Origin of the sequence: Sphingomonas floccifaciens, assembly GCF_042681125.1 — a bacterium.
Classification (GTDB): Bacteria; Pseudomonadota; Alphaproteobacteria; order Sphingomonadales; family Sphingomonadaceae; genus Sphingomonas; species Sphingomonas floccifaciens.
In genome coordinates this window covers 1-13,671 of record NZ_JBHUFC010000016.1, presented here as the reverse complement: position 1 = coordinate 13,671, position 13,671 = coordinate 1, and the positions used below count along the sequence as shown (strand labels likewise).

The 13,671-nt window shown below is 65.5% G+C and carries 12 protein-coding genes and 1 pseudogene; 4 read left to right on the top strand and 9 right to left on the bottom strand.

All coding sequences use genetic code 11. The features are described 5' to 3' along the window. Nucleotides 1–42: 42 nt before the first annotated feature. The 6 genes from ACFSC3_RS16960 to ACFSC3_RS16935 form a co-directional block, all read right to left on the bottom strand. Nucleotides 43–1,302, bottom strand: a complete 1,260-nt coding sequence (locus ACFSC3_RS16960) for a sugar transferase (RefSeq protein ID WP_380941526.1) — start codon at nt 1,300–1,302, stop codon at nt 43–45. 64 nt (nt 1,303–1,366) lie between these two features. Beyond that, nucleotides 1,367–2,500: a non-hydrolyzing UDP-N-acetylglucosamine 2-epimerase gene (gene wecB / locus ACFSC3_RS16955; protein ID WP_380941525.1), complete on the bottom strand. Its 1,134-nt coding sequence runs from the start codon at nt 2,498–2,500 to the stop codon at nt 1,367–1,369. After that, a complete protein-coding gene (locus ACFSC3_RS16950; protein WP_380941524.1) occupies nt 2,493–2,687 on the bottom strand; it encodes a hypothetical protein in 195 nt (64 codons plus the stop codon). Before ACFSC3_RS16950 ends, wecB begins: the two co-directional genes overlap by 8 nt. A gap of 355 nt (nt 2,688–3,042) precedes the next feature. Further along, on the bottom strand, nt 3,043–3,327 hold the full coding sequence (locus ACFSC3_RS16945) for a ribbon-helix-helix domain-containing protein (protein WP_380941523.1): 285 nt from the start codon (nt 3,325–3,327) through the stop codon (nt 3,043–3,045). Beyond that, nucleotides 3,324–3,980 (bottom strand): ParA family partition ATPase, encoded by a 657-nt coding sequence (parA, locus tag ACFSC3_RS16940; protein ID WP_380941522.1) that lies wholly within the window; start codon nt 3,978–3,980, stop codon nt 3,324–3,326. The genes ACFSC3_RS16945 and parA overlap by 4 nt, the downstream gene beginning before the upstream one ends. A gap of 263 nt (nt 3,981–4,243) precedes the next feature. Further along, nucleotides 4,244–5,092 carry a helix-turn-helix domain-containing protein gene (locus tag ACFSC3_RS16935; RefSeq protein ID WP_380941521.1) on the bottom strand — a complete coding sequence of 283 codons (849 nt, stop codon included), beginning with the start codon at nt 5,090–5,092 and terminating at the stop codon, nt 4,244–4,246. A gap of 650 nt (nt 5,093–5,742) precedes the next feature. Here ACFSC3_RS16935 and ACFSC3_RS16930 point away from each other — a divergent pair. Further along, nucleotides 5,743–5,964 (top strand): annotated as a pseudogene (locus tag ACFSC3_RS16930) (glutamine--fructose-6-phosphate transaminase (isomerizing)); the annotation flags it as partial. 52 nt (nt 5,965–6,016) lie between these two features. Here the strand turns inward: ACFSC3_RS16930 and ACFSC3_RS16925 are convergent. Both ACFSC3_RS16925 and ACFSC3_RS16920 read right to left on the bottom strand, forming a co-directional pair. Further along, nucleotides 6,017–6,691 (bottom strand): MobA/MobL family protein, encoded by a 675-nt coding sequence (locus tag ACFSC3_RS16925; protein ID WP_380941520.1) that lies wholly within the window; start codon nt 6,689–6,691, stop codon nt 6,017–6,019. A gap of 374 nt (nt 6,692–7,065) precedes the next feature. Next, complete coding sequence (locus ACFSC3_RS16920; RefSeq protein ID WP_380941519.1) at nt 7,066–7,590, bottom strand: helix-turn-helix domain-containing protein; 525 nt, start codon at nt 7,588–7,590, stop codon at nt 7,066–7,068. A 79-nt stretch (nt 7,591–7,669) separates the two neighbouring features. Between ACFSC3_RS16920 and ACFSC3_RS16915 the strand changes: the two genes are divergently transcribed. The 3 genes from ACFSC3_RS16915 (at nt 7,670) to ACFSC3_RS16905 (ending at nt 12,923) form a co-directional block, all read left to right on the top strand. Further along, nucleotides 7,670–8,551 carry an SAM-dependent methyltransferase gene (locus ACFSC3_RS16915; protein ID WP_380941518.1) on the top strand — a complete coding sequence of 294 codons (882 nt, stop codon included), beginning with the start codon at nt 7,670–7,672 and terminating at the stop codon, nt 8,549–8,551. A 164-nt stretch (nt 8,552–8,715) separates the two neighbouring features. Then, complete coding sequence (locus ACFSC3_RS16910) at nt 8,716–10,191, top strand: hypothetical protein (RefSeq protein ID WP_380941517.1); 1,476 nt, start codon at nt 8,716–8,718, stop codon at nt 10,189–10,191. Then, nucleotides 10,188–12,923 carry a site-specific integrase gene (locus ACFSC3_RS16905; RefSeq protein ID WP_380941516.1) on the top strand — a complete coding sequence of 912 codons (2,736 nt, stop codon included), beginning with the start codon at nt 10,188–10,190 and terminating at the stop codon, nt 12,921–12,923. The genes ACFSC3_RS16910 and ACFSC3_RS16905 overlap by 4 nt, the downstream gene beginning before the upstream one ends. A 161-nt stretch (nt 12,924–13,084) precedes the next feature. Here ACFSC3_RS16905 and ACFSC3_RS16900 read toward each other — a convergent pair whose 3' ends face one another. Next, nucleotides 13,085–13,648, bottom strand: a complete 564-nt coding sequence (locus tag ACFSC3_RS16900) for a hypothetical protein (RefSeq protein ID WP_380941515.1) — start codon at nt 13,646–13,648, stop codon at nt 13,085–13,087. Between the last annotated feature and the right edge of the window lie 23 nt (nt 13,649–13,671).

The window sequence follows — 13,671 nt, the reverse complement described above, 5'->3', positions numbered from 1 at the left end:
ACGCTTAGCGCAGCCGTACGGCCAGCATCGTTGCGATGCCGGTCATCGCGCGCCATGCCCCGATATCATCGTCAGGACGGTGCGCAGTGCGATCAACATGTCAATCCATGGCGATAAATGCTTTATGTAATAGAAGTCATAATGCAGCTTCGCCTTCACATCCTCGACGTTTGTGACATGGCCTTGGTTCACCTGCGCCCATCCGGTGACGCCCGGCATAACGATGTGACGATAACGGTAGAGCGGTATCTCGTCTTCGTACCAAGCGGAAAGAACCGCCGCTTCCGGCCGTGGCCCGATAAGGCTCATTTCGCCGCGCAGGATGTTGATGAGCTGTGGCAGCTCATCCAGACGCGACTTGCGCAGGAATGCACCGACCCGGGTGATCCGCACATCGTCGGTTCGCGTCATTGCGGCTGATCGGCTATCACCGTCCGCCTGCGCCACCTGCATTGTCCTGAATTTTCGAACGATGAAAGGATGTCCCCGGAACCCAATCCGTTTCTGGCGGAAGATCGCAGGTCCCGGAGAATCCAGTCTGACGATCAATGCGACGGCGAGCATAACAGGGCAGAACAGGATCAGGGCGATCGCCGCCACTATCATATCGATAGCCCTCTTCAGGAGGATATAGAGATATGGTGGCGATAGGGTGCCGTAACTTGTCTCTGCCAGATGCTCCAGCTCGACCATGCCGGTCACGGATTCCCGCAGATGCTTGATATGGTAGACCGGAATTCCGGCCAGCGCGATATTTGTGATCCGCCTTTCCCATGCTTCGGGCAGGTCGGCGCGCAAATCGACGGTCAAGGCATCGATGTTTTCGATCAGCGTATCCGGATCGGATACTATGATCCATTCGATATTCGGGGCCTGAAAAGGCTTAGCTGATTTACTTTCGACGATCGCGATACGAAGCTGCCGTCGCTGTGATCCAGAGAATTGCTCCGCAAATAGCAGGCCGACACACAGTAAATAATTACCTATCAGAACGCCACGCACATAATCGATACGACCAATCAAGAACACGACGACCAGACCGCAATAGATCAGCGATGTCAAAGACAACACCGATGACACAGATTCTACACCGGGGTATTGCTCGATGTTACGTATCGCAAAAACGCTCAATACGCCACCGAGTAAGCCGGCCGCCAATGTCAGGTGCAGCCCGTTAAGACTCGGCTGATCTTGACTGATAAAAAGCAGCCTTATTGCATAAGGCACAACGGCACTTAGCAATATAATTAGCATCTGGTATTTTAATGAATGTCGGCGGCTCTGAATATTTTGAAAACGCATAAAATATCCCGTATCGCAGCCAGCATAAATTATAGGAGCGGCCTACGAATCGCTATTTACCGGTCTAGTGCGATGTAACCGCAGCATCTGCGATAATATCTGCGATCCGTGCTGCTGATTTTCCATCTCCGAACGGATTATGTGCACGAGACATGGTCAGATAGGCTTCCGGCCGGTCCAGAAGCTCGTTGACACCAGCCACGATCTGCTCGGTCTGGGCACCGACCAACCTGGCCGTTCCCGCGATCACACCCTCGGGACGCTCGGTCGTTTCCCTCATCACAAGCACAGGTTTGCCTAGCGCGGGCGCTTCCTCCTGCACTCCACCGGAATCCGTGAGTACGATATGGGCGAGCGACAACGCGCCAATAAAGCTGGGATAATCGAGCGGATCAATCCGCAGGACATTGCCTCGGTCGCCGAGCATCCGATCCATGACGGATACCACACCGGGGTTTGGGTGCATCGGAAAGACGACGACGACATCCTCACGCTCCGCTATCCGGCCGATCGCCGTTGCGATCTGGTTCATCCCGTCCCCGAAATTTTCTCGCCTGTGCGTCGTCACCAAAACTACCCGGCGGTCACCGATGCGCGCCCGAACGGGATCCAGCGCGCTCGCTAGATCGGGTTGTTCCGCAATGCGCGCCATGGTGGCGTGAAGCGCATCGATCACGGTATTGCCAGTGACGTGCACACCTCGACTGATACCCTCATTCCGCAAAGCGTTCGCCGCTATCTCGGTTGGTGCGAAGTGCAGATCCGCGATCGGAGCGATCATGCGACGATTCACCTCTTCAGGCCAAGGGTGGTAGATGTCCCCCGACCGTAGCCCCGCCTCGACATGCGCAACCGGAATCTTTCGATAGTAAGCCGCGAGCGCGCCTGTCATCGCGGTGGCCGTATCTCCCTGAACGATCACGCGGTCATACTGCTCGCCATCCAGGATCGACCCGACTCCCGTCAGTAATCGGGCGGTCAGGCGGTCGAGCCCTTGGTTCGGTTCCATGATATCCAAATCGTGATCCGGCACGATCCCTGCTATATCCAGCACCTGGTCAAGTAGGCCCCGATGCTGTGCCGTCACACAGGTGCGAACCTCCATTTCTGGCATGTCCGCAAGGGTTTGAACCACCGGGAAAAGCTTAATGGCTTCAGGCCGCGTGCCGAAAACGATGAGAATGCGCTGCTTAATCATGCTGCGCCGTTAGACGGTTTTCCCGGTGGAGGTAATAGAAACATGCTTGTTGAGGCCGGCTTGGCAGTACCAGAAGGAAGGCTTTCAGCCAGTCGAGAATCGACACGGTCCGCTCAATTCCGCCCATTTCCTCGAAGGCGAGGTCGACCCGGTTCAAGCATTCATAGGCGGCCAAAGGCGTCGCCATCGGTCCCGATACTGGCTTGACCTCATGCCTGCTTCTGCGGGTCTTGCTGGCAACCTACCAGCGCGAACATGGTCAGGGAGATGGCCGTTGCGACCGTGGCTCGCCCAGTCCTCTCTCGCCATTCCTTGAGACGCTATCGCTTCAGACGTCTCGACGGCAGTTTGATGGTCGTCCCGCAACGCCGGTGATGTCTGCGCAGCATCGTATTGCTCTTCGGTTTTCGAGCCCGTCCGGGGCGAACCGCACAGGCGCATTTCTCAGACGCAGACGTGTCGGTCGTCCTGCTCGTCATAGCCCTTCCTCTTCGGAGTTAGACCTTCGACAAAACCGGATTGGTACAGTTCGATGATAAAGATCAATCCCCCACCGGGCTCTCGCCATGTTTCCGCAGCACGTCGTTGAACGCCTCGGTCATCAGCGCCTGCAGGCTTCTTCCCTGGCGGCGGGCGAGCATGTGCATGGCGAAGGACATTTCGGGCGAGAAGAAGCCGGCGATCTGTTTGCGGCCCTGGCGGCTCGGGGGGGTCTTGTCGGTGGCCTCCCCTGCCCCGGCCTGGGCGGGGTTCGAACCCGTCGGTGCGGGGGCCGGCGCGGCCGGCGTGGTGCCGCGCAGGTTGGCGAAGCTGGGTTTGCGGCTCATGCGGTCGCCTTTCCTTTGCGCTTGGGTGCCGACATGCCGACCTGTCGACATGTCCAATCGTAGATCTGTCGGATTTCCTCGGCCGCCTTGCCCGACGGTTCGGTCTCCAGCACGCTTTTCCCCTCCGCGCTCGCGTGGCGATAGGCGGCGCGGTCGGGCAGGATGATCGGGCAGGGCGGCGTGCCGTAGCTCTCGACCAGCTCGCCCGCCTCGGCATAGACGCGCGGGGCGTTGGGGCTGCCGGCGGTGAAGACGACATAGGCGGGCTTGCGCAGCAGCTGGACGAGCTTGGCCGTCGTCTGGATCGCGGCCAGGTCGAAGGCGCTCGGCCGGCACGGGATCAGCACCAGGTCGGCGACCTCGACCGCAGCGCGCGCGGCGCTGTCGGCATGGGGGGGCGTGTCGATGACGATCACATCGGCACCCTGCCCGCTTGCCTGCGCCACCTTGGCGGCGAGGCGCGGCGGCGGGGAGTCGATCACTTCGGGCGGCGCATCCTGACGCCACGCGGCCCATTGGCTGGCGGTCGCCTGCGGATCAGTGTCGATGATCAGCGCGACGCGGCCGGCGGCCTGCGCGGCGGCGGCAAGGTGCAGCGCAAGCGTCGTCTTCCCCGCCCCGCCCTTCTGGCTGATGATCGCGATCGTCGGCATCAGGTCTTGTCCTACATGTCTACATGGCGATCTGTCGAGCAGGCGCCCGGGCAAAGATTCCACCCGCTTCTATGGCGATCAGGCCTCGACAGCTAGTCCTGTCGACACGTCGAACGTGCAACATGTCGACGGTCAAGCGTCGGCGGGATGCCCAAGCCGCTTGCTCTCATCGGAGAGCATTTGGACCGGCGCAGCCGGGCCGTCCCGGACGGTTCGCGGGCATGAGGGTGATGGAGGGATCTGTCGTTTCCACGGTCGCGCCGTCAGGCGGGACGCTGTCGGCCGTCTAGGCCGACATCTGCCTGGCCCTGTTCAATAGACATGAGGAGCGGTTGAGGATCGGAATGAGACTCGCGCTCCTTTGCATCGAGCGCGGCGCCGAGCTTGGCGAGGACGCGGCCCAGTGCGCCGCCCACCGTCACCTGCGCCAGCTCGCGCCGCGTAAGGCTCGCCTTCATCGCGGCAAGCTCGGCGGCCTGCGCATCGATCCGCTGCGCCGCATCGCACGGCACCGGCGCCGGGCGCATCCAGCGCGGCAACAGCCCCAGGATCGCGCGCGGCAGCATCGGGCGATAGGCGTTGGAGGTCTGGGCATAGCGCGGCCCCGCCCCTGCCCCCGCGACGCGGGTGAAGCGGCGCTGGCGGACGAGGAAGCCGACCGCCTCCAGTGCGGCCAGCGCGCGCGCGATCGTCGCGCGGCCGAGGCCCGTCACCTCGGCCAGACGGTCGTAGCTGGGACAGACGCGCCCGCGATTGAGCCGGGCGAGCGTGCAGACCTCCTCATAGACGCGCACGGCGCTCGCGGTCAGGCGGGTCAGCAGCGCCTCGGCCGCGGTCAGCGCGCGTTCGCCGCTGCGCTCGATCCGGGCGAACCGGCGGCCGGCATCCAGCGCCTGACGAGCAACGCGCAGCAGATGGTCGCACTCGCCCTTCGCCGGCACCGCGAAGAACATCGCCTCGAACGTCCCCGCCTCGATGCTGTCGCGGCGCACGGGCGCGCCGGTGCGGTGGAGCGCGCCGCGGCGCACCGGGCGCAGGCCGGCATCCGGCCGGGCGATCCGCACGCCCGAAAGCGCCCGCAGGCTCGCTTCGCCCAGGGTAAACACCGTCATCTTCCGTCCCCTCATGGGGCTGGGACCGGGCACGCAGAAATCGGTGGCGCGAGCTTACGCGCATCCTTGAACCGGCAAGGGTTCCGGGGTATCTGGAGGGTCTTGGGTAAGACCTCGGTCGACGTTTGGCGACGTCGCTCCATCAACCTTTCGGGATGCCCGGCCTTCGTGCCGGGCGTTTCTTTATGGGGTCACAGCCGCTCCAAATTGCATTGTCCGGGCAGGACGCCCGTGAAGCGGCCAATCTCGCAGGGAATTTCCAACAACGGAAGGCACAGAAGTTCGTGCTTTTAAGTATATTGTAAGAAAAACTTCGTGCTTTTGAGTAGCAATTCACGCTCGACTCCGTGCTTTGGGGTATGAATTCGCCGGCGGGCCGCGGTTGATCGAGGTTCACGCCGCCGGTGATTCGGCACCCGATTCGCCCCGGACCTCGTCCGCCCCCAGCAGGCGCGGCTTCGGCGTGATGACGACGGTGACCGTCCCCGCCTTGCGCCCGCGCTTGCCCTGTTCGGGCTCGGGCGCCGGCCCCTCGACCAGCGCGATGTGATAGTCGGGGATCGCGTCCGCCGCGGCGATGCCCTTCAGCGTCGAGCGGAAATTGGCGAGCGGGTTCTGATAGCCGATCTGCAGGCGGAAGGTCGCCAGGTCGATCTCGAGCTGCCAAGGTCGTCCTGATCTCCGACGCCGAAGGCATCGCCCAGGCCGGCGAGGACACGATCGCGACGATCGAGATGCCGCGCGTCCATCCGCTCATCGCGCCGATCGTCTATGCGGTGCCGATCCAGTTGCTGGCGTACCATGTCGCAGTCGTCAAGGGGACCGACGTCGATCAGCCGCGCAATCTGGCGAAATCGGTCACGGTGGAGTGATGCGGGTCGAGCGAGGCAGAACGCAACCTCTGCCTCGCCACGGTGCCGCCGGCTAGAGAGGCAAGGCACCCATTACCGTTTCCCAGTCCTCGATCAGCCGCTGCCGATGTCGCGGGGTTCCCAGCCACGCGATGTTCGGCTGCCCCAGTCTTGTCCCCGCCCGCCAGAAGCGGTGGTTGACGATCACATGGAGGTGCGGCCGCTTGATCCAGCGGCCATCGTCGTCCGCCAGGGAATGGATCGCCCACTCGGCGACCATGCCGTTCGCCACGATTCCCCGATCGAGGAAATCGAGCGTCAGGTCCTGCCAGAGCTCGCGACGTGCATTTGTCGGCAGCCATCCGATGATGTGATGGGCGACCGGCGCGCTCGGACGGTCGCCCTGCGCCGCACGGTCCGCCGCGTCCCAGAGCGCCAGGCCGGCCAGCGTGTCGGTGTCGCAGCCGGTCGGGCCCCGGCGACCGCAGGCGATCAGGTCGTTGCCCTGTGCCAGCTTCTCCGAAAGGTCAGGCGTCGATCCGAACAGGTCGGTACCCTGCTGGCGGCGGATGTAGAGGACGTTGGCGACTGCGGACCAGAAGGTACGGCTGCGCGGGTCGGGGACGCCGTCCCGGGGATGGATGATCGGGGTGATCGTCAGCGACGGTGTCGGATCGACGACACCCGTCGGGGCACGCGGGGACGACGCCGCGCCGGTCAGCGGCGCGACGGTATAGGTCGGTGTCATAGTGTCTCCATGTCGACAGGTAGAGCCGGAACAGCCCGGCGGCTTCGCACCCGAAAAATGGGCGGGAAGAAGGATCGGCGGTGGCGTCAGAGCCGGTCACCCGCTGACGGACCCGCTCGCTTCACGGCCCCTTGCGCGATCTGTCGCGGCGAACCGGGGCAGGGGGGTGGGTGAATCTAGCGTTTCAGCTTCGACGAACGTCGGACGAGAGGCCGAGCGCGGCGACGGCTTGTGTCAAGGCGTGGACCTCGGAGGACGGGGCCGGGACGAAGACCGACCAGGCGCTTTTCCGCTCCCTTGCGATTCGTCATCCGCTACGCATCCGTCCCGCGCTGTCATGTGTCGATTAACCTACACGCAAACATGTCGACACATCAGGGTCGTAACCGCCCCCTCTCGGCGAGCCCGGCAAGTCGCGGGTGGCTGAACCGCAGGCGGCGACGATCGGGATCGAGCATGGCGTCGTCTGGATCTTCCTCCAGCACATCGCTGTAGCGGCTCTGGCCACGCTCGATCCTGGACAGCCGGGAATAGGACAGCGCGCATTCGGCAGCGAGCGCACGCAGGCTCAGCCCTGCCGCCTTCCGGCCCTTGCGGAGCATTGCCCCCAGATCTTCGAGATTTTCCTCGCGCTCGTTGCGGGGGAAATGGCGCGCCGGGCGCTCGGCGCGTCCCCGGATCGCGATCTGATGCCATTCCAGGCCAAGCTGCCCCATGATCCGGTAGAGGGTGTCGTAACCCGGGCACCGGCGTCCGCGTTCGATCCGCGACAGGCTTTCGCGCGTGATGCCGACGTCCGCGGCCAGATTCTTGAGCGGGATGTTCTCGCTCTTGCGCCGGTCCCGCAGGATGTTCCCCAGGTCGGCACGAAGCTCGACGAAGCCCTCCGGCAGACGCATCCGACCCGACATAGCACCACCGTAAAGGAAAATGTGACGCTGTTGCATGCATGGAAAGGGGCCTGCCTACAACCCGTGCATGACACAGCACCTCACCCGCGCCGCTCTCCAGCTCGAACTCGAACTGCCGGCCCCGCCCATCGTCGTTGTGGATGCTGCCGATCAGGCGGCGCTGGACGACACCAGCGCGTCGGATGTCGCACTCGACCAATATTACACCCGGTCGGACGTCGCCGCGCATTTCTACGCGGTCTTCCGGGATCATTTCGACCCGGCCCGCTTCCTGATGGTGGAGCCCAGCGCCGGTACCGGCGCGTTCCTCGCGCTGTTGCCGCAGGGCAGCCTGGGGTTCGACGTCGATCCAAAATACCCCGGCATCCGGACCGCCGACTTCCTGACGGTCCAGATCGTCAGCGACCGGGACACCGCCATCATCGGCAATCCGCCCTTCGGCAAGAATGCCAGCCTGGCGGTCCGCTTCTTCAACCATGCCGCCCGCCAATCGAACGTGATCGCGCTGATCCTGCCGCGGACGTTCCGCAAGGCCTCGATCATCAACCGGCTCGATCCCGCCTTTCATCTGCTGCGCGAGGAAGTGGTGCCCGACGACGCCTTCCTGTTCCGGTCCCGACCCTATAACGTGCCCGCCGTTTTCCAGATCTGGGAACGCCGCGGTACACAGCGGGCGCCGTGGCTGCTGGAAACCCGGCACCCGGATTTCGAATTCACCACGCCTGACCGCGCCGACTTCGCGATCCAGCGGGTCGGCGCCCGGGCAGGACGGGTACATCACGATGTCACGGCAAGCCCGTCGTCCCATTATTTCATCCGGGGCAATGTCGAAGCCGTCATGGCCGCGCTCGACTTCGCAAGCGTCGTGGGAAACGTGGCCGGCAACCCGAGCCTGTCCAAGTCGGAGATCGTGGCGCTCTACCGGGCCTATGTCGCAGGGGCGTCGTGACCGGCGTCCGCTCCCCCCGTGAAGGCCGCTCCGGCGACGGCCCTTTTCCCCTCATAATCGTCAGAGCACGCCTTCCCGTCCCGGTCGCGGCATGTCCGCATTTTAGCGAAACCTTCACGGCTGCGCCGGCATTGCAGGATTCTTCCTGATGCCCCGGACATGCCATGCCGCCCCTGCACGCCGAGCCCATCGATCCCGCCGCCTATCTTGAGAAGGAGGCCGCGCGGCTGCATGCACGGCAACGTCAGGGCTGGGGGCGGGCCTATGCCCGGTCCAACCAGGTGCTGCCCTATGGCGGCACCTGCCTGACGCCGGGAGAGGTCGAGCGCATACGCCTCTGGCTGGAGGGGGCTGGGGCGGGGGTGGGGGCGGGAAGCCCGCAGGGTGCGGCCCTAGTGTCGGCGGTGATGACGACCGGACGATCCGCAACGACGCTGGCGACCGCGCGGGTCGTGACAGCCATCGACACTCCGCCAACCGCGCCGCTGCTGCACCTGGGGACGCAATGGACCTGGTGGCTGGCACCAGGCCAACCCCGCTCGCCACAGCTTCGTCAGCGGTCCAGACCGGTCCAGACAGTTCCGCGTCCCGCCTTCCTGCCGTTTCCCGTCTCGACCCGGACGCGCCGCCTGCTCGAACAGGCCGGGATCGAGGACCGCATCGGCGCGCATATCGTCGGGAATGCCGACATGGCCGCGTGCGCGGTGCGCGACGCGCTTCGTGCAGCCGGTGTCCGTGCCTCCGCAGCGATGGTCACCAAATGGCTGTTTCACCGCCTGGCGACCATGCAGGACGGCGACATCGCACTCGCCGCGCTCGTCACCGGACATGTTCCGATCACCGCCGCAACCGTCGTCCAATATACGATGATCGATGGCGCAGACGTGCCGATCCGCCTCGCGCGCGCGCTCGAAGGTTTCGACACCGTCGAGGACATCGCAGGGGTCGAAGGTCCGCTCCCGCTCGGCAGCCGCAACGCGCCCACCCTGAACGACGTCCGAGCCATCGTCGCGCGGCTGACGCGCCCCTTGTGCCGGGACCGCCGCGGCCGGCGGAGCGCGATTAGCGATACGCATAATGCGATCACCCTCTACACCGCGCTGTTCGGGCTGTTCGCAACAGGCGGACGCCCGATCGAACCCTTCATTCTCGATCCTGATCGGATCGATCCGGCGACCGGCTTCCTCATCGTCGATGACAAACCGACGATGGACAATTTCAAGACCCGCCTCGTCTGGGCAAGCGATGCATACCGCCGGCAACTGTCGCTCTATCGCCGCCATCTGACGATGCTGATGGAGCGGCGACCGGACCTTGCGGGCGCGGCGACACGGTCTCCCTTCCTGCTGAACGCGCAGGGGCAGGCCATACCCCTCACCCGCCATGCGATACGGGCTGCGCTCGCCGGCCCCGACTGGCCCTATCCTCTCAATGCCGGACGCCATTTCCTGCGATCGGCCCTGGTCGGACGGCTCGGTAGCGAGACACTGCACGCGTTCCTCGGGCACTGGCATCTGGGAACCGAACCCTGGGGTGCAAAGGCCGGCCTGGACCCGCTCACCTATCGGGCGGAGCTGGCGATCATCCTGCCACCGCTGCTGGCCGACGCCGGCTTCGTACCGATGCCCGGCCTGGAATGATGCCGGACCTCGCCGATCCCGACAGCCGCTTCTCTCGCCCCTCCAGCCCCTTTGCACTGGAACAGCTGCTCTATCAGCGCCGGGCCGACCTCATCGAACGGGTCGCGATCACGCGTCTCGATGCGGTGCTGGCGCGCGCGGAAAACGTCGCTGTCGCGGAGCGGGAGGGGGCGCTGCTCACGAGTGCGATCCTGTTCGGCGCCTTGCTCGACAGGCGTCGCTGGGGCGAATGGCTGATCGCCTCGCGCGGGATGTTCGTCGGCATCGACTTTCGCCCGCAACAGACAGGCACGATCACCGTCACGGCCGGAAACGAGACGGTCGCGGTTCGCACCATCCCCCGGCTGCACCATCATGGACGTGTCTGGATCGATCTGCCGGTGACGGCGGGCCGTGATGCCAGGCGGTGGGTCGCCGATCCGCTGACGCACTGCCTGCTGCGGCATTGGCAGGACGCCCGTGTCCGTATGCCGCCGCCGACGCTCAGCCCGGCAGAGGCTGTCGGCGCGTTCCTGGGATGGCGCGGTCTGGATCCCGGACCGGCGGACCAGCTGCTCGACGGGCTCTACCGTGCGGCCGTGCTCAAATGGCGGATGCGGATGCCCGGGTTCCTCGTCGAGGAGATCGGGGTCGACGGACGTTGCGTCAGCCTGCCCGACGAGCGCTGGCGCGCCATGCTGAGCGGCATGGTGCGCATCGTCCCGGCGCATCGCACGCCATGGCAGCCAGCGCCGCGAAAGACAGCAGGCAACGACCCGGTCATGGCCATCCTGATCGCCGCACTCCCCGACGGGCGTCACAGCGGCGGGCGGAGCTTCGTCGAGGCTGCGCGGACGCTTGCGCAGGCGGCTCAACGCAACAGCCTGTCTCCGGTCGAGCGTGGCGTGCTGCTCTGGGCCGCGGACCGGATCGATCCGCGTCGCGACCGCCGCCAACGACAGCGCGGCCTGGCGCCGAGCACGATCCGGGGACGGGCGCAGCGGCTGCTGCATCTGCTCCGCGGCGCCTTTGGCCAGAGCGATCCCCTGACGCTGGACGCAGCGGGCTTCGCCGGGCGGCTGAACCACCATCTGAGCGAAGTCCGCCTCTGGCAGAAGGACCATGCTCATCTGGCCTGTTATACCGATTGGCAACAGCGCAGGACCGGCTCGCTGTCGGTCGAATGGCATGGTAGCGAACGCCGCGCGGGCGGTGTGCGGAACACGATCGTCACCGGCGCCGAATATGCGGCCCTGCTCGATCGCTTCGATCGTGACACCGCCAATGGCGCGATGGCACGGCTGCTCGTCATCCTGGGATTTCGCGCCGGCCTGCGCTGGCAGGAGGCGATCGGCCTGCGCACGCACGATCTGCTCGTAACAGGTCGACATGTAGAGTTGTCGATACGTCAGAATGTCGATCGATGGCTCAAGACGCCGGCCGGTCGACGTGTCGTGCCATTGCACGCGCTGCTGAGTGCGTCCGAGCGGCAGGAACTGCTCGACTGGTGGCACGACCGCCGGATCGTCGCGATGGCGCGGACCGGACCGAACACAGCCGATACCTCGCGGCTGTTTCCCTGCTGGGGGCTGCCGCTGCAGGGGGCGTTGCGGCGGGACATCGCCCATGCCTTGACCGAGGTTACCGCCGGCAGCGTCGGGAATTTTCACCAGCTGCGCCACGCGTGCGGCTCCTATCTGCTCGCCACACTCGCGTTGCCGGGCGACCTGGCGGACAAGGATCTGGCGCCGCCGATCGACCCGACGCTCGTGTCGCAGGCGCGGCGGCGGGGGATTGCGCCGGTGCTGATGGGGGAGGGAGCGGGCACCCGGGGCGCGGTGCATGCGGTCGGGGCATTGCTGGGCCATTCGGGGGATCAGGCCACGCTGCGCTCCTACATGCATCTGCATGATTGGCTCGCCGGCCTCCATGTCTCGCGCCCGGAATCGCAACCCGCACTGCCTGCGTCCCTGGCCGCGCGCCTGCTGGGAATGCGCGTGCCCGCCGTCGAACGCGCGAACCGGCGCGCTGCGGCCGCCGACATGCCCGTGAACCATGTCCGTCGCCGGGGTCGCCCCCGAACCGATGACCACCGCAAGGGCGCCGTCATCCTGGGGCGTCTTCTCGACCGCCCCGGTCCGCCAGGCGCGGGTGGGCATGAACCGACGCGCCGGCAAGGCCCGATCGCCGGGCACCCACCGGAATGGCAGATGCTGGCAGCGTTGCTTGGCGTCGCGGACGACGCGGAGCGGCACACCGTGCTGGATCATCCCCAGTTGCGCTCGCCGTATGGCCGACGGATCGCAGCGGCGTTGCTGGCGCTGATCGAGGAACGGACGCGGGGGCGGGGCGGCGTGACCCGCCGACGCTTCGTCGATGCGCCCGGCGAGGGCAGGCAGCGCCGCGCCCACCGGCTTGGCGAGGCGGAGGCCGAGCGACTAGGTCGCCTGTACCGCGGCGTGCTCGCCCTCGCGCCTGCGAAGCGCCGCCTGCTGTGTTCGGTTTTCGTGAAGGGCTATGATCGGCCGCGCGGTGTGCTGCGCGTCCCCGACACGCAGTTCGGCGCGGTGATCGAGGCGCTGCGGCTCGCCGACTGCCGGGAGCAGGAGATGACGATCATCCGCAGCCAGCGAAGCGCGACGATCAGGATCGGTGACGATGGACGTACCGATCGCGGCTTCCTCTGGGCGATGCTGTTCGCCACCGCCGTGCAGCAATCGGGCAGTCGGACCGGTAGAAGGCCGCTCTGTTGACGGAGCTTTTCCTCTCATAATCACCAGAGCGACATGGCCCGCCGGTGTCGGGGCGGCGTCCGCATTTTCCGGCAATTCCCGACACGCAGATGCGCGACAAACCGCACATTTGCGCAGGCCCCTTGCGCAAATGCGCAGCATCCCGCGCATCGACACCGAAGTCAGCCATGCCGGGCGAGCGGCATGACTTCCGACTGTATCGAGAGGCCCGGCGCACGCAAAGACGGTCTTTCGGCTGCACGGCCGCGGAGCTGGTCTGCCGTCATCGACCAAGCGGAGCGGCGCAGGCGCCCACGGGCGCGCTTGATTCCGGCACCGAGCGCTACCTTCGGCCCTGACGGGAACGACAGCATCGCCTTGCCGTCATGTGCGAAGCAGGCGTTGAGCCCCAGCGGCACGATGAGCAGCGGTCCGCCGTTTCTGGGCGCCCACAGCACGCAGTCGGTCCAGCGGAACATTGCCCCCCGGCGCATACCGAAGACGCCCACACCCGTCGGTCCGAACCGCTCCCTGCCGGGTTCGAAGGCCAGGTGGATCAGATCCAAGCCTGCCGTCTCCGCAGCCTGGCTCACGTCATCGGCCGCGGTCCCGTCGAGCGGCGGCCCGGCCAGGAAGACCGCGGAAGCCACATCGTCCACAAACCCGGGATCAAGCGGATGCCGGAGCAGGTCCGCAGCCGCGAGGGTGAAGCGGTGGACGATTTCGTCGGCGGATTGGTGCGTCATCTTCTGTCATCCTTCCTTTTTTT